This window comes from Duganella kummerowiae (assembly GCF_053572355.1).
In genome coordinates this window covers 392,745-417,929 of sequence record NZ_JBKFEH010000009.1, presented here as the reverse complement: position 1 = coordinate 417,929, position 25,185 = coordinate 392,745, and the positions used below count along the sequence as shown (strand labels likewise).

The following is a 25,185-nucleotide window of genomic DNA, read 5'->3' as shown; positions in this document are numbered from 1 at the left end:
ACTGCGATGCACACCCTAGAAGAGATACGCTGCGGCGCCCTGGCCGGCACACGGCGCCTGACGCTGCGCTGCGGCCTGACCGCCTTCCCGCCCGAGATCTACACCCTGGCCGACTCGCTGGAAATCCTCGACCTGTCCGGCAATGCCCTGTCCTCGCTGCCGGACGACCTGCCACGGCTGCACAAGCTGCGCATCGTGTTCTGCTCCGATAACCTGTTCACCGAACTGCCTGCCGTGCTGGGACGCTGCCCGAACCTGAGCATGATAGGCTTCAAGGCCAACCGCATCCGCAGCGTGCCGGCCGCCGCGCTGCCGCCGCAGCTGCGCTGGCTGACCCTGACCGACAACGCCATCGAAGAACTGCCGCCCGAGCTGGGCCGCTGCACGCGGCTGCAAAAGCTCATGCTGGCCGGGAACCGCTTGCGCGCCCTGCCGCCCGAACTGGCCAACTGCACGCGCCTGGAACTGCTGCGCATCGCCGCCAACCGCTTCGACGCGCTGCCGCCATGGCTGCTGGCGCTGCCGCGTTTGAGCTGGCTGGCGTGCGCCGGCAATCCCTTTGCCGACGCCGCCGTGCCGCCTGCGGCCAGCGCCACCATCGCCTGGAACAGCCTGCGGCTGCGCCACCGGCTGGGCGAAGGCGCCTCGGGCGTCATTTACCAGGCCCTGTGGGACGACGGCGTGCGGCAGCGCGAGGTGGCGGTCAAGCTGTTCAAGGGCGCCGTCACCAGCGACGGCCTGCCCGCGTCCGAGATGGCGGCCTGCGTGGCGGCCGGTGCGCATCCGCACCTGATACCGGTGCTGGGCACGCTGGCCGGACATCCGGACGGCACGCCGGGCATGGTGATGCCGCTGATAGACCCGGCGTACACCAACCTGGCCGGTCCACCCAGCCTGGACAGCTGCACACGCGACGTCTACCCGGACGGCAAGCGCTTCAGCCTCGATGCCCTGCTGGAGATCGCGCACGGCATCGCGTCGGCGGCGCGCCACCTGCACCAGCGCGGCATCCTGCACGGCGACCTGTATGCGCACAACACGCTGCATACGGAGGAGGGACTAACACTGCTGGGAGATTTCGGCGCGGCTTCGTTCTACGCGCGGGACGGCGTCCACGCGCAGGGACTGCAGGCGCTGGAAGTGCGGGCCTACGGCTGCCTGCTGGAGGAATTGCTGCAGCGCTGCGAGGCCGGCGCCGTGGCGCCGGTGCTGCTGCAATTGCAGGCGGAGTGCCTGCAGGAAGAAGCCAGCCTGCGCCCGCCGTTCGAGGAGATCGAACGGCGCCTGCGCAGCCTGGCCTGAGGCGACTTCAGGCCACCGTGGAGATGAAGGCCTCGCGCGGACGGCGCACCTTCTTCAGGTTGACCAGCCAGTCGCCTTCCTCCGCGCGGTAGCCCAGCGGCAGTATCACCACCGAACGCAGGCCGCGCTCGCGCAGCTTGAGGATCTCGTCGACCTTGGCCGGATCGAAGCCTTCCATCGGGGTGCTGTCCACTTCCTCGTAGGCGGCGGCGATCAGGGCCGAGCCCAGGCCGATGTAGGCCTGGCGGGCGGCGTGCTGGAAGTTGGTTTCCGCGTCGCGCTGCGGGTAGGTATTGAGCAGCATCTGGCGGTAGTTTTCCCAGCCCTCGTTCTTGAAGCCGCGTTCCTGGTTCACCAGGTCGAACATCTGGTTGATGCGGTCGGCCGTGTAATTGTCCCAGGCGGCGAACACCAGCAGGTGCGAGCTGTCGGTAACCTGGCCCTGGTTCCAGGCGTGCGGCTTGATTTCCTCGCGCACGGCCTGGTTGGTGACGACGATGACTTCATACGGCTGCAGGCCGCTGGAGCTGGCGGTCAGGCGCACCGCTTCCAGGATGCGGTCCACTTTTTCCTGCGGCACGGCCTTGGCCGGGTCCATTTTTTTGGTGGCGTAGCGCCATTGCAGTTTGTTCAACAGATCAGACATGGGGGGTCACTTTCTTCAAAATTTGAGTGAGATACCGCAGGTTGGGGCACATTTGTAATTTTCAAGCCTTAAAACAGTGTACCCTGCCCCGTGGTCAGGCTGTCATAGCTGTCGTTCATGGGCTGCAGGATAGCGTCGGCGATGGGCTGCAGCTGCTTGCCCAGGTAGTGCTGGTAGTCGATGGGCGAGCGCAGCGCTTCCAGCGGTTCCGGGCCGCTGGTGGTCATCACGTAGCTGATCCAGCCGCCGTTCTGGTAGCGCAGTGGGCGCCGCATGGCCTGGTTGTAGTCGTCCGCGATGCGCGCCGCGCGCACCTGGGGCGGCACGTTGACCTGGTAGTCGTCCAGCCGCTGGCGCAGGCGCTTGCGGTACACCAGCAGCTGGTCGAACTGGCCGGACAGGGTCTGGCGGGTATAGTCGCGGATGTATTCCTGGTAGGGCTGGCCCTTGAAGATGCGCAGGAACAGGCCTTGCTGGAACTGCTGCGCCAGCGGGGTCCAGTCGCTGCGCGCCACTTCCAGCCCGCGGTAGATCACTTCCTCGCGGCCGTCCTCGTGCACCGCCAGGCCGGCGTAGCGCTTCTTGCTGCCCATGTCGGTGCCGCGTATGGTGGGCATGAAGAACTTCTGGTAGTGGGTGTCGAATTCGATTTCGAGGTGGCACTCCAGCCCCAGCTCGTCGCGCAGGTGGCGGCGCCACCAGTCGTTGATCTTGTCCACCAGGCCCCGGCCGATGGCGTGCGCCTGCGCGTTCGGATATTCGCGCTTGAGCCAGATGAAGATGGAGTCGGTGTCGCCGTAGATCACGTCGTAGCCCTCGGCCTCCACCAGGGCGCGCGTCTGGCGCATCATCTCATGGCCGCGCAGGGTCACGGACGACACCAGCTGCGGGTTGAAGAAGCGGCACTCGGGCGAACCGAGCACGCCGCAGAAGGAATTCATCAGCAGCTTGAGGGCCTGCGACAGCGGCTCGTTCTTCTGCCGCTTGGCAGCGTCCCGCCCCAGCCACAGCTGGGTGGTGATGGCCGGCAGGCAGTGGCGCGAGCGCGAGAACACGGCGCCGCGCATGCCCGGCACCACCTGCGCGGGATCGTCGGCCGCCAGGCCTTCGATCAGCCCGACCGGATCGACCAGGAAGGTGCGAATAATGGACGGGTACAGGCTTTTATAGTCCAGCACCACCACCGAATCGTACAGGCCGGGCCGCGAATCCATCACGAAGCCGCCCGGCGAGGAACTGCCGGCCACATCGCCCACGCTGGGCGCCACATAGCCTTCGCGGTGCATGCGCGGCAGGTAGTGGTGGCTGAAGGCAGCGATCGAGCCGCCCATGTGGTCGGCCTGCAGCCCGGTCACGCTGGCGCGCTCCAGCATGAAGTCCAGCAACCGCGCCTGCTCGAAGATGCGGGTGACCAGTTCGCAATCCTTCAGGTTGTACAGCGCCAGCGCCGGCTTGTCCTCATGGAAGCGGCGCTCGATCTCGGCCATCTTGTCGTATTCGCTGCCGATGTCCTTGCCCTCGCCCAGCATCTGCTGGGCCACGTTCTCCAGACTGTAGGAGGAAAACATGCGCGAGGCCGCGCGCAGCGCCTCGATGCCGTCGATCGCAACCCGGCCCGGGATGGAAGCGAATACATAGTGCTCGCGCGCCGGGTGCGTGCGCCAGTCGGCGGTCCTACCCTCGCGGCCCAGCTGCAGCGGCACCTTGTGGCGCTCGGCGTTCTTCTGCAGCACGCGCAGGTCGAACTGCACCAGGCTCCAGCCCACGATCACGTCCGGATCGTGCTGGCGCAGCCAGGCGTTGAGCTTTTCGATCAGCTGGCGCGGCGTGGAGCAGTATTCCAGGCTGAAGTCCAGTTGCGGCGCATGGGCCGGCGGCGCGCCCAGCATGTAGACCTGGCGCTGGCCGCAGCCTTCCAGCGCGATCGAATACAGGTCCTCGTAGGCGCTGGTCTCGATATCGAGCGACACCATCTTGAGCCTGGGGCGGTAGGCCGGATCGGGTTTCAGCCTGCCGCCGCTGATGACGGCGCCGCGCCGTTCACCGCCCTCGACCTGCACGGCGGCCGTGATGAAGCGCTCCATCAGGTAGCGCTCGGGAGGGCGGATGTCGGCCTCGTACAGCTTGACGCCGTGCTCGCGCAGGCTGCGCTCCAGCGCCGTCAGCTGCTTGTACTGGCTGGCGTACACGCCCAGCACCGGCTGGCGGCCGAAGGTCTGGAGCGCCACCGGGCGCAGCTCGACGCCGGTCGCGCCGTCCAGCTGCGATACGATGGCCGAACGCAGCCCCGCCTCGGCAAAGGCCACCGAGGCCTGGCCGGACAGCAGCACCTTGCGCGGGCCCTCGTCCGTGGCCAGCCAGAATTCGATTTCCGTGCCCTGGGGCGTGTCGCGCCAGTGCCGGGTGAGGATAAAACCTTGCATGGGGCGGATTATACTGTACAAAAATACAGCCACCCAGGACTCGCTACTTGTAGAACAAACGTGCTACAAGCCCGCCTGGCGCGCCGCAAAGCACCGTACAATACCGGCATGACAGCCTCCCCGCCCTCCGACCATGACGACGGCGCCATCCACGTCGCCATCGTGGAGGACGACCCCGGTTTCCGCGACGCCCTGAGCCAGGTGGTGGCGCAGGCGCCCGACATGCGGCTGGCCGGCTGGGCCGCCAGCCGCGCCGGCGGCCTGGCCCTGCTGGACGGCCGGCCGGCCGACGTGCTGCTGGTGGACCTGGGTCTGCCGGACGGCTCCGGCATTGCCGTGATCGAAGCCGCCGCCGTCCGCTGGCCCGGCTGTAACATCATGGTCAGCACCAATTTCGGCGACGAGACCAATGTCATGCGCTCGATCGAGGCCGGCGCCGCCGGCTATCTGCTCAAGGACAGCAGCCCGGCCCGCATCATCGACGAGATCCGCAGCCTGGCCAACGGCGGCAGTCCGATCAGCCCCATCATCGCGCGCCAGGTGCTGTCGCGCTTCCGCCGTCCCGCGCGCGCGCCGGCGCCGGTCGCCGACGAGAGCCAGGCCCAGCTTTCGCTGCGGGAAAAGGAAGTGCTGGACTACATCACCAAGGGCTTCACCGTGCACGAGATCGCGCGCCTGATGGAACTGTCGCACTTCACGGTGCGCACCTTCGTGCGCCGCATCTACAGCAAGCTCAAGGTCAATTCCAAGGCGGAAGCCATCTTCGAAGCCCGTACCCAGGGCCTGATACGGCACTGAGCCGCGATGCGACGCATCCTGAGCAGCCTGCCGGGCTATGTGCTGATGGTGCTATCGGTGGCGCTGCTGGGGGTGGCGGCGGCGCTGTACATGGGCGTGGGCGGCCCGGCCGAAGGACCGCCGCTGCACCTGGAAAGCGCCGACTGGCAGCAGAGCGGTGCGGCCGGCTACCGCACCCCGCCGGCCGAATTGCATGCGGACCAGCTGCCGCCCGACTGGCGCAGCGTCGTCCTCCCCTTCCACCCCACCGTCGCCCTGCTGCGGCAGGCCACGCGGCAAGACCCGGCGGCGGTGGTGGTGGACTGGCTGCGCCTGCGGCCCGGCAGCTTGCCGCCGGAGAGCCGCCTGCTGGCCCTGTATGCGGCCCGCATCCGCACCGATGGCACCATCGCCGTGTATGTCGACGGCCGGCTGGTGCACCGCGCCCAGCAGCACGGGCCGCTGTGGAACAGCAGCCGCACCCCGCTATGGCTGGCGCTGGAACGGCCCGAAGGCGCGCCGCCGCCGCGCGAGATCCTGCTGCGGCTGGAGCATACGGCAGGGTCGCAGGTGGCGGTATCCACCCTGTGGCTGGGTTCCTCCGGCGCGCTGGCGCCGCGCCACCTGTTGCGGCAGTGGCTGCAGCAGGAACTGCCGGCGCTGCTGAGCGCCTCCTTCATGGCGGTCGGCCTGTTCGCACTGGCGGTATGGCTGCGCCGTCCGCACGACACTGGCTATCTGCTGTTCTTCAACATGGGCGCCACCTCCTTCCTGCGCGGCCTGCATTTCTACGTACCGGTCCCGATCGCCAACGACTGGTTTGCCTGGCTAACCGTCAACGCCCTGTTCTGGCAGGTGTGCGCCGTGCATTTTTTCCTGTGCCTGCTGCACGGCCGACCGCTGAAGTGGCTGACCCGCGCGCTGCTGGCGGCCGGGCTGCTGGTGGCGCTACTGACCATGCCGACACTCGCTGTGCTGCCCAATACACCGCGCGTCACGCCGCTGCTGTATCCGCTGGCGGCCCTGATGGGGGCGCTGGCCTGTGTGGTGGGCGGGCTGGCGGCCTGGCGCAGCTCCGCAGAGGGACGCATGGTGGCGGCCGGCATCGGCGTGTGCACCTTGCTGGGCGTGGCCGACTGGCTGCTGCAGAATAACGTCGCCAGCCCGGAAGGCTGGTATTTGGGCGCTTACACCAATGCGGTCTGCTTCATCGTGTTCGGGGTGCTGATGTACCGCCGCTACCTGGACGCACTGGTGGCGGTGGAGCGCGCCAATGCCCGGCTGGCCGAGCGGCTGCGCGCCCGCGAGGCCGAGCTGGAGGACAGCCACCAGCGCCTGCGCGCCATCGAGCTGCAGCAGACCATCAGCGGCGAACGCCAGCGGCTGATGCAGGACATGCACGACGGCCTGGGCTCCTCACTGATCAGCGCGATCCGCTCGGTGGAGGGCGGCGGCCTGAACGAAGCGGCGGTGGCCCAGGTGCTGAAGGATTGCCTGGACGACCTCAAGCTGACCATCGATTCCATGGAGCCGGTGGAGGCCGACCTGCTGCTATTGCTGGCCACCCTGCGCTTCCGGCTGGAGCCGCGCCTGGAGGGCAGCGGCGTGGCGCTGCGCTGGCAAGTGCGCGACCTGCCGCCGCTGGCATGGCTCAATCCTTCGAGCGCGCTGCACATCCTGCGCGTGCTGCAGGAAGCCATCGCCAACATCCTGCGCCATACCCGGGCCACGGAAATCCGCATCGGCACCGCGCTGGAGCGCGACGGCGTGACGGTCACGGTGGCCGACAACGGCCAGGGCTTCGACAGCGCGCGCGCCCTGCGGGAAGGCGGCGGACGCGGGCTGCGCAACCAGCAGCGCCGCGCCCAGGCCCTGCGCGGCGTGGTGGACTGGCAATCGGGCGCCGATGGCACCCGCTTCACGCTGTGGCTGCCGCTGCAGCACCAGTAGCACCAGTAGCACCATCATTTCTTGCCGCTGCGGGCCACGTCCGGCTTGCCCGCCGCGGCGGCGTAGGCGATGCGCAGCCGGGTCGGCCCGGCGGGGGGCGCCGACACCCCGTCCTGGCCCTGGATGGCGACGCCGCTCAGGCGCACCTCCACCAGCGCGTTATCCGGATCGACGCCGCCAAAGAGGACCACGCCGCCGGGGCCGGCCGGGATGCCGCCCACCACGCCGTCCGGCTTCCAGCGCAGGCCACGGAAGTAGGACACCAGCTGCAGCCCGCCGGCCGCGTAGCGGCTGCGCAGCTGCGGGCTGGCGTCGGCCGCCGAGGCCCACAGTACGTTCACATGAATCAGCTGGTGGCTGGCGGCGCCGAAGATATAGGTGACGCTGGCCGGCAGGCCAACCGGATCGAGCGCGGGCAGCGGCAGCACTAGGGAGCGGGTCTGCTCGGCGCGGTTGTCCACCGCCTGCAACTGGCTGGCGGCGTCCTTGAAATCCTGGGCCACCGCCTGGCGCACCTGGTCCTCGGTCATGCCGAAGCGGGCGCTGCGGAATCCGGTGATGTGGTGCAGGGCGGCGTCGGCCGCCGGAGCGCCGGCCGCCGGGGCGCCGGCCGCCGGCGCGGCAGGCTGCGCCAGGGCAGCGCCGGTGGGAAGGAGTGTCATCAGGCTGGCGCAGGCGAGGGTTTTGAACATGGGCTTGCTTTCGATGCGGCGCTCAGAAGGCGCCGGCGGGAATCTGGTAAATATCGGGATGGTCCACATTGGCCACGAAGCTCTGGCGCAAACGCGCCGGGCCGGACGGCGCCGGGCGTTGCTGCGGTGGCTGGCCATGCGGCTGCTCGACCGCCAGCGCCACTCCCTCGACGCGGATCTCGACCGCGCCGCCATTCGGGGTGCGCCCGGCAAACAGGATGAAGGCGCCCGGACCCTGCAGCGCGCCGCGGGTGGTGCCGAACACCGGCCATTGGTAGCCCACCAGCTCGCCGGCCAGCAGCGTGGCCGCGTGCAGCACCTGCTGGCGCGCCGCCGCCCCGGGCTCGCCTTCCACGCCCCAGCTCAGGTGCACCGCCACCAGCCGTCCGCTGGCGGCGCCAAATACGTAGCTGAGCGCGGCGGGGCCGGGACCGGGCGGCAGCGCGGCCACGGTCAGGCCCAGCGCCGTGCTCCGGGTGACGGGGTCGTCCTGCTCGCGCAGGGTGGACAAGGCTTGCGGAAAATCGCGCGCCAGCACGGCGCGCACCTCGTCCTTGCTCATGCCCCAGCGGGCATTGCCATAACCGGGGTTGTCGTAGGGCTCGCCGCGCACGATCCAGGACGTTGGCGCGCCGGTGCGGGAATATTCTTGCGCCGGGGCGGCCGGGGCCTTGGCCGGGGCCTGGGCCGAGGCGGCGCCGCAGGCCAGCGCCAGCGCGCCGCAGGCGCCCTGCCACGAGGTGGGAAGTTTGGGCTTCATCGTTCAGTCCACAAAAGTAAGATTGGAATCCTGCACGCCCAGGCGCAGGCCCAGGCGGGCCGCGTCCGAGCGCAGGCGTATCGTGGCCTTCTGCTGCTGTAGCTGCTGGTCGTGCGCCAGGTCCACCGCCGCCTGCGGGTCGGTGGCCAGCAGCTTGAGCATCTGGGCCTGGTAGGCGCGCTCGCTCTCGACCAGCTGCTTGGCGTTGCTCACCAGGTCGGCGTAGCCGCTCAGCAGGCCCTTGTATTTCGTCATGGCGAAGCCGGGCGCTTCCTCGCCGAACTGGCTCCACAGCGAGTGGCTGGACAGATATTCCAGCAGCTGGACCTGGTCGCCGGCCTGGGCCAGCCGGTTCACCTCGTCGCGTTCGCTGGCGGCCCGGGCGAAGACGCTGGGGGTGCGCTCGGCCAGGCCGGTGAACACCTTGGCCACTTCGTTCAAGTCGATGCTCACATCCAGTTTCAGCTCCAGGCCGCCGATGCCGATGGCGGCGCCGATGTCCAGCGCGAAGCTGATGGTGCCGTTGTCGTAGGCGCCGGTCAGGTTGAAGCTGGCGCCCAGGCTGCCGGGCGAGACCACCGTGACGCCGCCTTCCGCGCCGCCGTAATTGCCGCTGATGCTGCCCGTGACGCCGGCCTGCACGCCCACGCCCACCTTGCTGTCCGCCTTCATGGTCAACACGCCGTCGATGATGCCGTACTTGTAGTCGGCGTTGACCGAGGCATAGGCGCCGGTGGTGGCGCCTATGCTGCCGCTGCCGACCCCGCCCAGGCCGCCGGCCGCGCCGCCGCCCACGTAGGTGCCGGCCGACGCGTCGGCCTCGATGGCGACCCCGGTCCTGCCGATATTGGCCGTGGCCACCGCGCTGCCCTGGGCGCCATAGGTCACATAGCCGGGCCCATACTGCAGCATGACATCGACGTGGCCTTCGGCGCTGGCCTGCAGCGTGACGCCGCTAACGCCGAATTTGGCCAGGGCCTCGGCCAGCACCTCGGCCTGGGTCGAGACCGTAGCGCCGCCTACCGTCGTGGAGGTGCCGGCCTCGGCGCTGGTGCTGCCGCCGGCCTGGACCGAGGTCAGGTTGACCGAGACGCCGCCGCCCGCGCCGGTGCCGGGGTTCTGGCGTCCGAAGGCCAGCGGGTCTTCATTGTCGCCGCTCTGGCGCAGGGTCACCGGCCGGATCTGGTGAGGCAAGCTGGGCAGCAAGTCCTCGACCACCCCGGGGTCGTAGGCCACCCCGCCTATGGTGGAAGTGGTGCTGGAGGCCGCATCCAGCGCAGCGGTGAGCGGCGCACCGGTGACTGGAACGCCGGCTCCCGCAGGCGCCGTATAGACTTCGTTGTATAGCGGCTGGTTGTTGCCCGCGCCGACGGCCTTGGTTGGCGTGACCAGCGGCGGCGCGGGCAGGTTCTGCGGCTTGGTGTAGCTCAGCCCGAGCGTGGTGTCGGCATAGATATCCAGCGTGCCCACGGTGTTCGGCCCGCCCCAGGCGCCAGCGTTGTTCCAGAAGTCGTAGCTGGAAGCCAGGGGCCGGTAATTGCCGGCGTCGGGGCCGACTATGCCCTTCACCAGATAGTAGTAGTGGCCGGGCTTCAGGCTGGCCGAGTTGGTCACAGCATTGAGTCCGATGTCGTACATGGTCGCCACGCCGTAGGCCACGTCGCCGTTCAGCAGGCCGCCGCCATTCGGGCCGTACAGGGTGGCCACGCCCGGATTGCCCGCCACGCCGTAGCCGGACATGATGATGCCGCTGCTGACGCTCCAGCTCACGCCCAGCGGCACCAGGTTGAAGATGCCGGGCAGGTTGCCGCTGGGGGCCAGCTTGTAGTTGCCGGCCGAAGCGCCGCTGATATCGCTCACCACCTGGAAATAGGAACCCACCGGCGACTTGCTGTTGATGGTCACCGGTGCGCCGGCCAGGTCCAGCAGCTGCACCGTCCCCTTGACCTCGTCGCCCGCCAGCACGCCCTGGAAGATGGCGTTGCCCAGCACTACGCCGCTGGCCGGGTTGGTGCAATCGCACATCTGGTAATTGCCATACTGGCCGCTGGCGGCCGATACCGTCCATTGCAACTCCTTGGGCGTGATGGTGAAAGCGCCGCTGCTGTTGGCCAGCCGGTAGTTGGCGGACGAGGCGCCCGACAGCTGCACGCTGTAGCTGTAGCTGCCGACGTTGACCTTCTTGTCCAGGTACAGCAGGCCGGATTCGATGCTCGATAGCAGGCCACCAGTGTCGCCCACCATGGTGAACGCCACCTGGTCGCCGCTCAGCACGCCGCTGCGCGAGCCCAGGACCGGCGAAGTGCCGTAGGTCTGGGTCTGGGTGGCGGGCAGGCCCAGGTCGATGGTCCTGGGCTGCACCAGCAGGTTGCCCTTGGTGCTGGCGCCGGTGTCGAGCACGTAGTTGAGCGGATTGGTGCCGTTCAAGCCCTGCAGGCCGGTAACGCTGGTGGTATAGCTGCCGGCATTGGTACGTTCGCCGTAGCTGATGGCGTGGCCGCCACTGTCGGTGTAGGCCGCTACCGCCGCCAGGCTATCCCCGCTCAGGACGCCGTAGACGGTGCCGGTGCCGACCTCGCTACGGGTGCCGTAGACGGTAGTGGAACTGGCCGCCGCAGCCGTCACCACGCGCGGCGCCACGGACAGCGTGGCGGCATTGGTATCGGTGTAGTAATTGCCGGCATCCGCACCCAGCAGGTTCAGGAAATAGCGGTAGCTGCCGACCGGCAGCCGCGTATCGGCAATCCAGTATTCGATGCCGGACGCGCCGCTGACCGTGCTGTTGACATATACCATGGAACGCAGGCTGACATCGTCGCCGGCCAGCACGCGCGACAGGTCGATGCCGATGGCGGCCGGCATCTCGCCATACACCAGGCTGGTGGCGCCGCTGTAGCTGGACGGCAGGTAGCGCTTGTACACGGTGGCGCTGCCACTGCTATTGGGGCCGACGCTGACGGTGGCGCCGTTGAAGGCGCTGGTCCAGCTGCCGCCCTCCGGCGCCAGCACATAGTTGGCGGCGGCGGCGCCGGTCAGCTGCTGCGCCGCGCTGACGGTGTAGGTTCCGGCCGGCGCGCGCTCGCCCGCCAGGTACAGCCGGCCAGCGCTGTCCGTCACATAGGCCGGCACGCCGATGTCGTCGCCCGCCACCGCGCCAGACAAGGTGGCGCTGGCCACAGGGAAGTTGCCGTACTCGGTGGACGTGGCGCCATACTGCACGCTGATGGGGCGCTGCTTGACGGTCAGCCTGCCGATCGCGCCGCTCTGTATGCCTGTCCCCTGCAGTGCATAGTTGCCGGCGTCGGCCCCGGCCAGGCTGGCGTAGACGCCATAATCCCCGGCCGCCATGTTGGGCGGCAGGACCGAATACAGGCTGCCGCCGATTTGCACCCCCACGCTGCGCGTCACCTGGTCGCGCGCCAGTGGCGTAAAACTGTCGAACACCAGGTGGCCGCCGTTGGTGTCGCCATAGGTCAGGCTGGCCAGGGAGTTGTTGTAGAAGTCCAGCAGGCGCCAGCCGTTCGACACCTGGCGCGCCGCCACGGTGATGGTGGCGTTGCTGCTGGCCGCCAGCGACAGCACGTAGTTGGCCGCGTCGGCGCCATACAGCGAACCGCCAGTGGCGGTGTACTGTCCGGCCGCCAGGTAGCCGCTGCCGGAAAGACGGAAGTCCGCAGCTGGACCCGTGATACGGACATCGTCGCCCGCATAGTTGCCGCTCAGGTAGGTGTTGACGGCCGGCAGGCCCTGGATGTCGCCATACACGGAACTATAGGGCGCGGCGATCTCGGTGTGGTAACCGATGGCCCGCTTCTGCACCGTCAGCCAGCTGCTGTCGAGAGCGCTGGCCACTTTGTAGTTGCCGGCGCTGGCGCCCGTCAGGAACGGCGACGCCACATCGATCAGATAGGTGCCGGCCAGCACATTGCCACTGGCCGAACGCGGCAGGCTACCGGTATAGTAATTGAAGGGCATGCTCACCTGGTCGCCGGCCAGCACGCCGGTCAGTGTGGCATAGCCGCCGTTGGGCAGCGCATCGCCATAGGTCATGCTTAGCGACGGCGCGGTATACCAGAGCGGCCTGGGCAGGACCGTGAAATCGAAGGCGTAGCCGGGCGCGGCGCTGTAGTTGGGGTTGTCCACGCCGGTCACCAGGGCGCGGTAGGTGCCGGCGTTCAGCCGCGTCAGGTCGCCGCCGTGCCCATCCACTGTATAGGATACATGCACCGTGTCGCCGGGCAGCAGGTTGTAGGCGCTCAACGCGGGCGTCATGGCCTCGCCATAGACCGACTGGCTCCCCACAATCTGGTACTGCAGCTGGCGCGGGGTGACGCTCAGGGCGGCGCCCTGGTTGCCGCTGGCGGCCAGCATGTAGTTGGCGGCGGCGCTGCCCTGCAGCCCGGTCACGACCCACTGGTAGCTGCCCACCATGGGCCGGGCGACGATGGCGCCGGTGCTGTTCATGGCCTGGCCCACGGCGCGCACGTCGTCGCCGCCCAGCGCTCCAGCCAGGGTGACGCCGCTGGTGTCGATGGCGTCGCCATAGGCCACGCTGGTGTCCCTGGCCGACCAGGTCAGCGGGCGCGGCGCCACCGTCAGGGTGCCGGCCGCATTGCTGGCGAGCTGATAATTGCCGACCCCGGCGCCGCTCAGGCCGACCCGGATCGCGTAGCTGCCGGCCGCCAGCCGGTCATACGCGGCCACCGGATCGCCAAGGGTGTTGTACAAGCTGGTATTGGCGTAGATGGCGTCGCCGCTGACCACGCCGCCCAGGGCAGGGGCCGCGATGACGGCGCTGGTCCCGTACACGGAGTGGACGTCGCCGCCGCTGACAGTCAGCAGCTTGGGTAGCACCTTCAGGGTGGCGCCGGCGCCGCCGGCCAGGGTGTAGTTGGCGGCCGAGCTGCCGTCCAGGGCGCCGGCGCCCAGCAGGTAGCTGCCCACCGCCAGCATGCCGCTGCCGCCCTGCTGCGCGCTGGGCATGGACTGCAGGATGGCGGCTGTGGCACTGACGCTGTCGCCGCTCAGCACGCCGCTGAGCGCCAGTTGCGGCAGCACCGTGCTGCCGTAGGTCTGGGTCAGGTCGGACAGGGTATAAGCCAGGGTGCGGGGCGCGATGGTCAGGCTGCCCAGGGTGTTGCCGCTGGCGGCCAGCGTGTAATTCCCCGCGCTGGCGCCGCCCAGGCCAGACAACAGCAGGCTGTAGCTGCCGGCCGCCGTGCGTTCGGTCGGCGCGAAGACTGATCCGCCGCCACCGTCGGCCAGCAGCGCACCGCCCGTCACGCTATCGCCGGACAGCACGCCGGCCAGGGTAGCGGTCCCCAGCGTGGCCAGGTTGCCGTAGGTGCTGCTGGCGCTGGCGGTGGTGTAGGTCAGCGCCTTGGGATAGACCGTGTACACGCCCGCAGTATTGCCGCTGGCAGCCAGCTGGTAATTGGCGGCGTCGGCGCCGGCAAGGCCACCGAGGCTGGACACATAGCTGCCTGCATTCAGGCGCGCGCTGTGCGCCACTCCGACGCCGCCCTGGCTGAGCGCGGCCACGCCGGCCACATCGTCGCCGCCCAGCACGCCGTCCAGCGTGGCGCCGGGTGCGGCCCCCAGGGTGCCGTAGGTCTGGCTGGCGGATTGCATGGTATAGGTCAGCGCCTTGCGGCTGACCTCGAAGCTGCCGCTGATGGCGCCGCTGAGGTCGAGCTGGTAATTGGCCGCCGCGCCGCCGCCCAGTCCAGTCAGCGTGTAGCCATGGCTGCCGGCGGCGGTACGCGCGCCAAACGCGTAGCCGCTGCCGCTGGCGGCCAGCAGGGTGCCGCTGGCGCCGTCCAGGGTGGCGACCGGCGCCACCGCGTCGCCGTTGACGATGTTGGACAGGCTGACCACCGGCGCCGCCGTGCCGTACACGGTGCTGACGGTGCTGGCCAGGGTGGGCGTCAGCGTGCGCTTGCTGATGGTCATCGGCAGGACGGCGTCAGCCAGGTTGATGAAATAGCCCCCCATCAGCCCGGAAGCAAAGGCGATGCCGGAGGTGGCCGACAGGGTCAGGCTGGCGCTGCCGGCGCTGGCCGTGACGCCCGGCCCGCTCACGGCCAGCGAACCGGACTGCAGGATGGCGTCGATGGAGTCCGCCGCCACGCCCGCCGTCGCATGCAGCAGGTGCTGGCCCAGGGTGGCGGCGCCGGGATCGGCGTCGCCGTAAGCACGGGTATAGGTGCCGCTGCCCTGCCCCAGCGCCAAACGGGTGGCGCTGGCGTTTTTCAGCGCGCCGATGTGGGTCAGCACGCCGCCCTGCACGAACTTGACCAGCCCTTCGCCGCTGATGCTGTCCGTACTTTCGGTCTGCCAGTCCACGCTGGCGCCGCTCAGCGTGGCGCTGGCATTACTCAGGCGCAGGCTGCCGTTCAGGGTGATATCGTTGGCCACGGCCACATTGTTCAGCATGATGTAGCTGCCGATGCCGGGAATGCCGCTGGAAGCGCTGGGCAGCACGGTGGCCGAGAGTCCATCGCCGCTGTAGCCCGGCAGGTAAATGCTGCCGGCCGCCGTGTTGGTATTGCCGGCGCCGTCGGCCAGGGTCAGGTCGAGGCGGCCGTTGCTGTTGATGAAGCTGGCGCCGCCCAGGTTCAGGCTGGCGAGGCCGGCGCCGCGCTCGGCATCGGCCACGCCATGGGCAGCGCTGTCGTTGGCCACCATGGTCCAGTGACCGTCGCCATTCTGGAAGATACCGCTCAGGATGATGGAGCGGCCGGCTGCCAGCGTCAGGTCGCCGGCCGCCGCCTGGCCGTTGCGCGGCACGGCGGCCGAAAAGGTGTTCCAGCTGATGTCCTGGCTGGCCTGCAGGCTGACATTGGTGCCACTGCCCAGCAGCGCGGTCAGGTCGGCGGTCTTGAGGTGGGTGACCCCGCCCGGGTTGTCGCCGTAGTTGACGCTGGCGGAGGCGTCGCTGGTGGCGCCGTCGCTGATCTGGATATCCTGCGGGTCCAGCAGCAGCTTGCCGCCCTTGCCCAGGGCGATGCGGTCCAGCGCCACCGCCTGCACGGTGGAGGCCGAGGACACCTCGACCGCGCCGGCCGCGCGCGCGCCGCGGCCATCGATGGCGCCGGCCATGACGGTGGCCTGCTGGCTCCACACCACCGCCGTGCCGCCCTCGCCTTGCGCACCCCTGGCCGAGACGTCGATGCTGCTGGCGGCATCGATGCTGGTGCTGGCGGCGCTGGTGGGCGCCGCGGCGGCGCCATAGCGCTCCACATAGCGCGCCGCATCAGCGCTGCCGGCTTGCTGCGCGCGGCCGCCCTGGAAGGCGCCGCCCACCCGCACCAGCCCGCCGCGCTCATTGCCGCTGGCATCCAGGGTGGCGCCGCTCAGCGCCACGCTGTGGCCGCCGATATCGATGCGCCCGCCGCTGGCCTCGCCCTCGGCGGCCGCCGCATCGATATGGCCGGAGACCCGTACCGCGCCGCCCTCGCCGCCTTCCAGCACCACGGCGCCGTCGCGTCCGGACACGCTGCGGGCGCGGATCTCGCCCGGCATGTAGACGGCCTCGCGCAATGCCTGCTGCACGGTGGCCGCCTTGAGCACCACGCTGCCGCCGTCGGCCTGGATCACGCCGCTATTGCTGACCAGGGGCTGGCCGTCGGCACTGGTGGCGCCGGCCGGCGCCAGCACCTGCAGATAGCCGTCGCCCGACAGGTCCAGCGTGACGGCCTGGCCGGAGGCCAGCGCCACCTTGCCCAGCGGCGCCGCGATCAGGCCTGCGTTGGCGACGCTGGAACCGAGCAGGGCCACGTAGCCGCCTTCACCGGCAACGATGCTGCCGGCGTTGCGCACGGCGCCACCCTGGCCCTGGAACACCAGGCGGCCATGCATGAAATCGTCTTCCGACATGCCCAGGGTGGAAGCGACGAAGCCGCCGCGCACGTCCACCGCGCCGCTGTTGGTGATGGCGATGCCGTTCTGGTTGATCACGAACACCGAGCCGTTGGCGCTGAGCTTGCCGGCCAGCTGGCTGGCGTCGGCGCCGCCGACCACGTTCAGGGTGGCGGCCGCCGCGTTGGGCTGGACGAAGTTAACCGCATTGCCCTGGCCGATATTGAAGGAAGACCAGCGTACCACGGCGCGCTGGCTATCCTGCCGCACCTGCAGGCTGTTGGCGCCGGCACCGCCTATGCTGGCCTTGCCGGCCGTGACCACGGCGCCGGTTGGCAGGTTCTGGGCGTAGGATGGCGCGGCCATGGGCAGGGCCACCGCCACCGGCAGGGCCAGGGTGCGGCGCAGCCGCTGCGTGCTGCGCAGGATGGACCGGGTTCTCAATATTGCACCTGTAATTTGAAGAAGGTCTGGGTGCCGGACACGCCGAGGGGACGGACGCGCGCGCGTCCGTGTTCGACCGCCAGGCTGGCGCCGCGGTAGCCCAGGCGCAGGCCCAGGCCCCAGGCGGCGCCCAGGTAATAAGGTGTGCCGCCCTCCAGTTTGCTGAACGGCTTGGCGGCGGCCCCGAACACATAGGGGGCGACGCTGAAGCGCGACCAGCGCTCGGGCAGCACCAGCGGGCGCGACAGCTCCTGGCGCAGGCTCCAGCCGCCATCGTCGGACAGCGCGCCCGCATGCAGCATGGACAGCGCATCCTCGCCATCCAGGCTGAACAGCTCGGCGCTGGGCAGGATGCCGCGCAGCGCCCATTGGCCGCGCGCGCTGCCATGCGCCAGCACGTTCCAGGGCAGCCAGCGCTCGTAGTCGACCAGCCCTTCCAGCTTGCTGTAGCTGGACGAGGCGCCGCTGCGCGACATCGGCAGGCCACTGGTGTAGATATCGTCGTTGCGGCGCGCGCCCAGGCGCGCCATGCCCTGCGACCAGGTGGCGCTGGCGCGCACCCGGCCGTTATCGAGGTTGCGGCTCCAGTCGGCCACCAGACGCAGGGTGCGCAGGCGGTCCACGTCCAGCTCGAAGCCGAAGTAGGGCAGGCTGTCGGTCTGGCGGCTGGCGTCCAGGCTGGCGGTCAGGCTCAGCTCCTGCTGACGGCTGACCATGGCCGGATACACCAGGCGCACGGTGGCGCGCTCCAGCTGGCTGCGCGAGGCCAGTTCCGCGATCGGGCTGCGCGGCTTGGTGTCGGACACCGTGAATTCGGGGTTGAGGCTGAGGCCATTGGCCGTCAGCGGAACGATCAGGCCGCCGCCCCCCACCCGGCGCGCCGCCGTGGCGTGGGTGGCGGCCGACAGCGGCAGCCCGCCGGACAGGTAGAGGTAAGCCTGTTCGCCCCAGCCGAACGGCTGGTTCAGGCGCAGCTGGACGGTCTCCTGCCACGGTCCCAGCGCATCGCCCAAGCGGTTGTCGGCCGCCAGGCTGGCGTTCACTGTCTGCAGTTCGCCATCGAGCACCAGCACGGTGGCGCCAGCGCCGGCGCCCGGCCCCAGGGTGGAGCGCAAGCTGAGGCCCGGGGCGCGCGCGGCCAGGGTCAGCGCCCGTTCCAGCTCGGCCTCGCGCAGGTGGCGCCGGGCCGCCAGCGGCTGCAGCATGCGCAGCACATGGCGGCGCGCGCGCGGCGGCAATGCGTCGGCGTCGATCTTCTCGATATAGCCATCGACCACCATCAGGCGCAGCGTGGCGCCATCGTCCAGCGACTGCGGCGGCACCACCACCCGCACCAGCGGGTAGCCGGCCTCGCGGTACAGCTGCTCGATGGCGTCGGCCAGCAGGTAGAAGGCCGACACCGCCGTGCGCTGGCCGCGCAGCGGCGCCGCCAGCGCGGCGCTGGCCTGGCTCAGCTCAGGAAAGCCGCCCTGCAGCTGCAGGCCGCCCAGGCTCACGAACAGCTGGTCGGCGCCTGGCGGGATGGCATTGCCGCCGCCGCGCTGGGGCAGCGTGACAGGCGGCTTGGGCGGCGTCTCGGGGCGCAGGTCGCGCGGCGTGACCTGCGGGGCCAGCGGGGCCAGCGGGGCCGGCGCCTGCTGCGCCAGGGCCGCGGCCGGCAGCAGGGACAGCACGGCGGCGCGCGCGTATCGTAAGGCGTTCACTATGGAAAATCGGCTGTAGGGAAAGCCGCATCATATTTCCCATAAGACAACTTGTATGTAGCGCAAACGTGCTACACGGCGTATGCAACTGCCACCATGGCAGGGTCACGGCAGCTGTAAAAAAGCCGCCTGCAGCTTTGCGGCGGCAGGCGGCGCTGGCCAGGAGCGGCCGTATCAACAGCTCACGCTCAGTACTTCACATCGAGCTTGACGCTGAAGTAGCGGAACACGTCGCGCGGCGGCACCCAGCTGGTGGCCGAGACCTGGGGCGAGGTCGAGGTGGGGCCGTTGCGGAACGAGGACGGGCCGCTGGCGTTGGCGTTCGGGATGTAGAAACGGTCGAACAGGTTGTTGACGCGGAAGCTCAGCTTGTACTTGTCCCTGGTGTCGCGCACGCCGAAGCCCAGGTCGGTGATGCTGTACGGGTCGTTCACCGAGTTCGGGTCGTTGTTGATGTTGGTGTTGTACTTGCTCTGGTAGCGCACGTTGACGTTGACGAAGCCCTTGAGCGGCATGTTCGGGATCAGGAAGTCGTAGTTGGCGCCGATGTTGAGCTTGATCTTGGGCGTGCCCGGGAAAATGCTGTGGTCCAGGTTCTGCACCCCGGTGGTGGAGCCGGGCGTGATCGGGAAGCAGGCTGTGTTCTGGCCGGCGATGGAGCCGTTGGCGGCGTACTTGGTGGTGCCCACGGCGACATTGGTCGGGTCGCTGTAGCACGGGCCGTTGGACCATTTCTCGATGGTCGGCAGGGTCAGGGCCATGGCCGCGTTGACGGTCAGGTCCTTGGCCACCAGGGCGTTGACGTCGATCTCGACGCCGTGGGTGCGGATGTTCGGGATGGAATTGAGCTGGCTGTAGATGGTCGGATCGTTGGGCAGCACGTAGGTCACGTTCTGCTGGTAGTTGAAGAAGTCCGAGTTGAACACGGTGGCCGCCACCGAGAGCCGGTTGTTGAACAGGTTGGCCTTGGTGCCGATCTCGAAGCTCTGGCTGGTTTCCGGACGCACGGGGAAGGCGGCCGACGCCTTCAGGCCCGAGGTCACGTCATACGCTTCGCCCTTGTAGCCGGTCGAGGCCTGGGTGTAGACCATCCAGTCCGGCGTGACCTGCTTCTGGATGCTGACCTTGCCGGTGGTGGCGCGGTCGGTGTTGCCGGTGCTCTGGAACTGGTCCACGCCCACCGGGCCCGGGGTGAACGAGGCTTCGTCCAGCTGGTTGGTCAGGTAGTTGCGCTTGTAGTGGTAGCCCGAGATTTCCTCGTTCACGCGCAGGCCGGCCGTCAGGGTCCAGGTCGGGATGAATTCCCACGAAGCCTGGCCGAACACGGCCTTGTTGGTGTTGTAGATGTCCGTGTAGTAGTTGGTCGGGCTGGACGGCGAGTTGGCCGTGCAGGTGGCCGCCGTCACGCAATAGCCTCGGATGAAGTGGCGGTAGATCTCGTTGTGCGCCGCCCACAGGCCGGCCACGTACTTGAAGTTGCCGCTGTCCGGCGACACGTAGCGGATTTCCTGGGTCTTGGAGCGGATGTCGTAGGTGCCGAACTGGTAATTGCCGACGGTCGGAATGGTGGAGCCGGCCACCGCGATGGTGGGCACGTCGGTGAAGTCCTGGTCGCGGAAATCGTTGGCCAGGTACTTGCTCCACGAGGTGATGGACATCAGGGTGGCGTTGTTGGGCAGGGTCCACGATACCTTCAGGCCGACGCCGCGGTCGCTGGAAATCAGGCCGGTGGGAAAGTCGCGCCGCACGTTGCGGTTGCCCGGATCGTTGACGTCTATCCCGGCCAGCACCGTGGTGGCCGGCAGGTTGGGATTGCCGTTGAGGTAGACGCCATTCAAGCCTATCGGGGTCGAGACCTGGGTGCCCAGCGCGGCCGAGCCGGTGCGCAGGAAGAAGCCATTGACGGCCGTCACGCCACGGGTGTTTTCCTGGAAGTTGTAGCGAGGGGTCAGGTCCACCTGCACGTTGTCGACCGGGTTCCACTGCAGCTTGGCCATGAAGGTCTTGCCGCCCGAGCCGTTGACGTCGGTGCCGGTGGTCAGGTTGTGGAAGGTGCCGGGCAAACGGGTCTTGCTGCCGTACAGGCGGAAGGCGAAATGCTCGTCCACCTGGCCGCCGGCCGAAGCGTTCAGGCGCCACTCGTTGTCGCTGGTGTAGTAGGTGCTGCCACGGTAGCTGATGGGGCCGGAAATCTGCTTGGTGACGATGTTGACGGCGCCGGCCACTGCGCTCTTGCCGAACAGCGTGCTTTGCGGGCCTTTCAGGACCTCGATGCGGGCCACGTCGGCCAGGTCCTTGAAGGCCTGGAACTGGGTGGCAATGGGAATGTCGTCGATGATCACGGCCACGTCGGACTCGACGCCGATGCCGACCGAGACCGTGCCTATGCCGCGCATGAAGATGGCGTTGTTGGCGGCCGTGGTGCCGGAGTTCAGGGTCAGGGCCGGCATCATGGCCACCACGTCCTCGATCTCGCGGATATTGGTGCGCTGGATTTCCTGCTCGCTCATGACGGAAATCGCCATCGGCACGCTTTCCAGTTTCTCGACCCGCTTGTTGGCGGTCACCACCACGGTTTCCAGGTGGTCGGACGGCGCGGCCTCCTGGGCCAGGGCCGGGCTGGACAACACCAGGGCCAGCGCGGCGGCCATGGGCGTCAGATGGAATTTGGGTTGCTGCTGGTAATTGTGTAACACGGTTGTCCCCTCTTTTTAATTTGATAACGTCCCGTAAAACGTTTAACTATAGAATCGTTTCCACCCCTTCAGGTTGATGCTTGGGAATATGCGATAAACAAGGTTATCCAACCGGCTTTTTCATGTCAATCGTTTTCCTAAATTCGCGCAATAAGTACCGGAAAACAACATTGATACACTTCGGGAATTGCGCCGCGCTGCGCCCTGTGGCAAGGATGCAGCGCGCGCAGGGGAAGTCAGCAGGAGGGGGTAGCGCCGCCGGCAAGGCTGCGCACGGCTTTCGCCATGTCGGCGGCGGCCCTGGCGACGGCGCGGCGGTGGCCGTCTACCAGGGCTTCATAGCCCTGCCCCACCGTCTCGCGCGCGACGCTGCGGCAGGCCAGCACCTTGGCGTCGCCGGCCAGGCGCACGCTCCATACCGCGTCCAGCAAGGCGTACTGGCCGGGCGAGGACTCGAAGCGCTGGATGTTGATGCTGACCCGGTACACCGGCGCCTGCTCGGGCGCCGGGGTGCGCGCCACGTCGATCACGCCCAGGCTGTCGGACAGGGCCAGCGACAAGGCCTGGCGCAGCTCGGCCGCCGGCGGCGCGGCCCAGCGCTCCTGCTCCAGCAAATCGACCCGGCCGTCGCCCAGGGTCACCACCAGCTGGGTGCGCGCCACCTGCTGCGGCACCGTCACGGGCGGGACTTCGATGTAGTAGCCTGCCGCCGCCAAGGGGGCGGCAGGCGCCGGCAGGCCTGTGCTCAGGCTGTAAAAATGCTCGGGCGGGGTGCTGGCGCAGCCGGCCAGCAGGACCGTCCCGGCCAGCCCGGCCAGCAGCGATGCGCGAAAAATGGTAACGCTCATTTTTTCTTCACCTCGTCTTGTTTGTTCAGTTTGCCGCGTATCAGCGATTCCGGATGGCGCTCCAGGTAGTCGGACAGGGCGTTCAGCGATTGCAGCGTCAGCGTCATCTGCTGCAGCGCCTCGCGCAGGTCGGACTGCAGCGGCGAGTCCTTGTCCAGCGCGATGCGGGCCGCGCCGAAGGTCTGCCTGGCGGAATCGAGCGTGCCGCGCATTTCCGGCACCACCTCGCTGTCCAGGCGGCGCAGCAGCACGTCGGCGCTCTTCAGGGTGTCCTTCAGCTGTATCCCGATTTCGTCGAACGGCACCTTGTCCAGCTTGCGGGCGATGCTGGAGAGCTGGGTCTGCAGCTCGTCCAGGCTGTTGGGCACGGTCGGCAGCTCCAGCGGATACTGGCTGATGTCCACCTTGGCCGGCGGCGCGGCCGGGAAGAAGTCCAGCGCGATGTACAGCTGGCCGGTCAGCAGGTTGCCGGTGCGTAGCTGGCCGCGCAGGCCGCGGCTGACCATGCGGTCCAGCACCATGGGCCCGGCGTTGCGGTCGTTGTCGGCTGCGATGGCTTGCTGGAAGCGCTGGCCCAGGCGGCCCGGGTACATGTCCACCGTGACCGGCATGCGGAAGTTCTTTTTCACCGGGTCGTAGTCGACGCCCACCGAGCGCACCTCGCCCAGCACGATGCCGCGGAAGTCCACCGGCGCCCCCACCGACAGGCCGCGCAGCGACTGGTCGAAATACAGCACCGTGGTGATGGGCGCGCCGTCCGGCTCGCGCAGGGCGCTGGCCTGGTCGGCCGCCAGCGCGAACTGGTGGCCGGCCGGGGCCGGCTTGTCCGGCTTGCGGCCGTCCAGGCTCTCGAAGGCGATGCCGCCCACCAGCAGCGCCGCCAGCGACTGGGTATTGAGCTTGAAGCCGCTGGAGTCCAGCCGCACGTCGACTCCGCTGGCATGCCACCAGCGCGCATTCTCGCCCACGTACTGGTCATAGGGTGCGTTGATGAATACGGTCAGGGTCACCCCGCCACCCTTGGGATCGAGCGCGTAGCTGGCCACCTGCCCGACCTGTATGCGGCGGAAGAATACTGGCGAGCCGATATCGAGCGAACCGAGGCTGGCCGCTTCCAGCGTGTACTGGCGACCCGGCTGGCCGGACACCACGGCCGGCACCTCCTCCAGGCCGGTGAACTCGCGCTTGACCTCCTCCGACTTGCCGGCGTCCACCCCGATGTAGGCGCCGGACAGCAGCGTGCCCAGGCCGGACACGCCGGACGCGCCCACGCGCGGGCGCACCACCCAGAAGCGGGTGTCGGCGGCCGTGAAGCGGCGCGCCTCCTTGCTCATGTCGATGGTGGCCAGCACCTTGGACAAATCCGGCGCCAGGGTGATGGTGCGCACCACGCCGATATCCACGTCCTTGAACTTGACACGGGTCTTGCCCGGTTCCAGGCCGTCGGCGCTGCGGAAGCTCACCACCACGGTGGGGCCACGGTCCAGGAAGGACTTGGCCACCAGGCCCAGGCCGATCAGGGCCGCCAGCAGCGGCACCAGCCACACCAGCGAGGGCAGCCAGCGGCTGCGGCGGTCCAGCACGGGCGATGGCAGCGCGTCGTCGCCGTTGAGGTCAGACATGCGGTAATCCTTTCTCATGGTGGGGCAGCGGATCCCAGATCAGGCGCGGATCGAACTGCAGTGAAGCGAGCATGGTCAGCACCACCACCGCGCAGAAGGCCAGCGCGCCGGGACCGGCGGTGATCACGGCCATGCTCTGGAAGCGCACCAGCGCCACCGTCAGGGTGATGACGAAAATGTCCAGCATGGACCAGCGGCCCACGAGTTCGACCATGCGGTACAGCACCGTGCGCTGCAGCGGCAGCCAGCGCGCGCGCCGCTGCGCCGACAGCGCCAGCAGCGACAGCGCGGCCAGTTTCAGCACCGGCACCATGATGCTGGCGACGAAGATGATGGCGGCCAGCGCGGGCGAGCCGCTGTCCCAGAAATACAGCACGCCGGAGATGATGGTGTCGTCCTGCTGGCCGAACAGGGACTGGGTGTACATCACCGGCAGCAGGTTGGCCGGGATGTACAGGATGGCGGCCGCCAGCAGCAGGGCCCAGGTGCGGCCCACGCTGTCCGGGCGGCGGCGGTGCAGGGTCTTGCCGCAGCGCGCGCAGCACAGGCGCCGGCCGGCGCCGGGCAGCGCATTGCGCAGGCTGTTGCGCCAGCCCGTCGCGGCGGCGTGATCGGGCGGGCAGCGGTTGACCAGGCCGCAGGCGTGGCAGCTCAGGGTCGGCACGGTAGTCAGCAAACGGTAGCTCAGGGGCGCCAGCGGCGGCGGCGGCGGCTGCATCAGCTGGTCGGCCATGCGCCACAGCAGCTTGGGGTCGAAGGATGCGACCACCGCCAGCAGCACGGTCAGCGCGCCGAAGGCGAACAGGCCGGGCTGCACCAGCACGGCCGCCATGCTGGTCATCTTGATGATGGTGATCAGGATGCCGATCAACAGCACCTCGGTCATGCCCCAGTGGCGCACCTGGCTGACCATGCGCAGCAGGCGATGCAATCCGTGCGGCACCTGGCCGGCGCGCAGCGCCAGCGTCACGTACAGCAGGGCGCCCAATTGCAGCGCCGGACAGACCATGGTGAACAGCACCACGATGGCAGCCACCACCTCCATCTGCTCCTGCCACAGCACGCCGACGGCGCCCCACAGGGTGGCGCTGGAGGTGGCGCCGTTCACCTCCAGCTCGACGATGGGGCTGGCCTGGGCGATCAGGAAGGCGATCAGGGCGGCCAGCACGATGGCGGCCATTTGCCCGGGATGGGAAGCGACGCCACGGTACAGCACCGAGGCGCAGCGCACGCAGCGCGCCTTCTGGCGCGGGTGCACCCGCACCCGGCGGTGCAGGACGCCGCATTCATGGCAGCTGATCAGGTCCGATCGAAGCACTTGCTTTTCCCGAAACAATAACCCTTGCATCATACGATAAAACAGCGGCATTTCCGCACAGGCCGTCACCGTGCGCGCCTGCTGCGCCGGCTGTACTTGCCCGCCGGTTTGCCGTAAAGTGGCCGCAACGGCGCCGCCCGGCGC

General features: G+C 68.7%; 13 protein-coding genes. 3 read left to right on the top strand and 10 right to left on the bottom strand.

The window, feature by feature from the left end:
* Positions 1-6: 6 nt before the first annotated feature.
* On the top strand, positions 7-1,302 hold the full coding sequence (locus ACLB1G_RS12895) for a leucine-rich repeat-containing protein kinase family protein (protein WP_491627611.1): 1,296 nt from the start codon (positions 7-9) through the stop codon (positions 1,300-1,302).
* 7 nt (positions 1,303-1,309) lie between these two features.
* Here the strand turns inward: ACLB1G_RS12895 and ACLB1G_RS12890 are convergent, their stop codons facing one another.
* Both ACLB1G_RS12890 and ACLB1G_RS12885 read right to left on the bottom strand, forming a co-directional pair.
* The gene (locus ACLB1G_RS12890; protein WP_491627610.1) at positions 1,310-1,948 is read right to left on the bottom strand and encodes an NAD(P)H-dependent oxidoreductase; all 639 of its coding nucleotides are present in this window, start codon (positions 1,946-1,948) and stop codon (positions 1,310-1,312) included.
* Positions 1,949-2,016: 68 nt separating this feature from the next.
* Entirely contained in the window at positions 2,017-4,371 is a 2,355-nt protein-coding gene (locus tag ACLB1G_RS12885) for a DNA polymerase II (protein WP_491627609.1), read from the bottom strand.
* 108 nt (positions 4,372-4,479) lie between these two features.
* Here ACLB1G_RS12885 and ACLB1G_RS12880 point away from each other — a divergent pair, with 108 nt between their 5' ends.
* Both ACLB1G_RS12880 and ACLB1G_RS12875 read left to right on the top strand, forming a co-directional pair.
* The gene (locus ACLB1G_RS12880; RefSeq protein ID WP_491627608.1) at positions 4,480-5,169 is read left to right on the top strand and encodes a response regulator; all 690 of its coding nucleotides are present in this window, start codon (positions 4,480-4,482) and stop codon (positions 5,167-5,169) included.
* A 6-nt stretch (positions 5,170-5,175) separates the two neighbouring features.
* Positions 5,176-7,098, top strand: a complete 1,923-nt coding sequence (locus ACLB1G_RS12875) for a sensor histidine kinase (RefSeq protein ID WP_491627607.1) — start codon at positions 5,176-5,178, stop codon at positions 7,096-7,098.
* Between the two features lie 14 nt (positions 7,099-7,112).
* Here the strand turns inward: ACLB1G_RS12875 and ACLB1G_RS12870 are convergent, their stop codons facing one another.
* The 8 genes from ACLB1G_RS12870 to ACLB1G_RS12835 form a co-directional block, all read right to left on the bottom strand.
* Positions 7,113-7,790 carry a hypothetical protein gene (locus tag ACLB1G_RS12870; RefSeq protein WP_491627606.1) on the bottom strand — a complete coding sequence of 226 codons (678 nt, stop codon included), beginning with the start codon at positions 7,788-7,790 and terminating at the stop codon, positions 7,113-7,115.
* 22 nt (positions 7,791-7,812) lie between these two features.
* Complete coding sequence (locus ACLB1G_RS12865; RefSeq protein ID WP_491627605.1) at positions 7,813-8,550, bottom strand: hypothetical protein; 738 nt, start codon at positions 8,548-8,550, stop codon at positions 7,813-7,815.
* 3 nt (positions 8,551-8,553) lie between these two features.
* The gene (locus tag ACLB1G_RS12860) at positions 8,554-16,854 is read right to left on the bottom strand and encodes a two-partner secretion domain-containing protein (protein WP_491627604.1); all 8,301 of its coding nucleotides are present in this window, start codon (positions 16,852-16,854) and stop codon (positions 8,554-8,556) included.
* On the bottom strand, positions 16,851-18,557 hold the full coding sequence (locus ACLB1G_RS12855) for a ShlB/FhaC/HecB family hemolysin secretion/activation protein (protein ID WP_491627603.1): 1,707 nt from the start codon (positions 18,555-18,557) through the stop codon (positions 16,851-16,853). The genes ACLB1G_RS12860 and ACLB1G_RS12855 overlap by 4 nt, the downstream gene beginning before the upstream one ends.
* A 188-nt stretch (positions 18,558-18,745) precedes the next feature.
* Positions 18,746-21,253 (bottom strand): TonB-dependent receptor, encoded by a 2,508-nt coding sequence (locus ACLB1G_RS12850; protein WP_491627602.1) that lies wholly within the window; start codon positions 21,251-21,253, stop codon positions 18,746-18,748.
* Between the two features lie 236 nt (positions 21,254-21,489).
* Entirely contained in the window at positions 21,490-22,101 is a 612-nt protein-coding gene (locus tag ACLB1G_RS12845) for a PqiC family protein (RefSeq protein ID WP_491627601.1), read from the bottom strand.
* A complete protein-coding gene (locus tag ACLB1G_RS12840) occupies positions 22,098-23,723 on the bottom strand; it encodes a PqiB family protein (protein ID WP_491627600.1) in 1,626 nt (541 codons plus the stop codon). Before ACLB1G_RS12840 ends, ACLB1G_RS12845 begins: the two co-directional genes overlap by 4 nt.
* Positions 23,716-25,041: a paraquat-inducible protein A gene (locus ACLB1G_RS12835; RefSeq protein ID WP_491627599.1), complete on the bottom strand. Its 1,326-nt coding sequence runs from the start codon at positions 25,039-25,041 to the stop codon at positions 23,716-23,718. The genes ACLB1G_RS12840 and ACLB1G_RS12835 overlap by 8 nt, the downstream gene beginning before the upstream one ends.
* Positions 25,042-25,185: the final 144 nt, after the last annotated feature.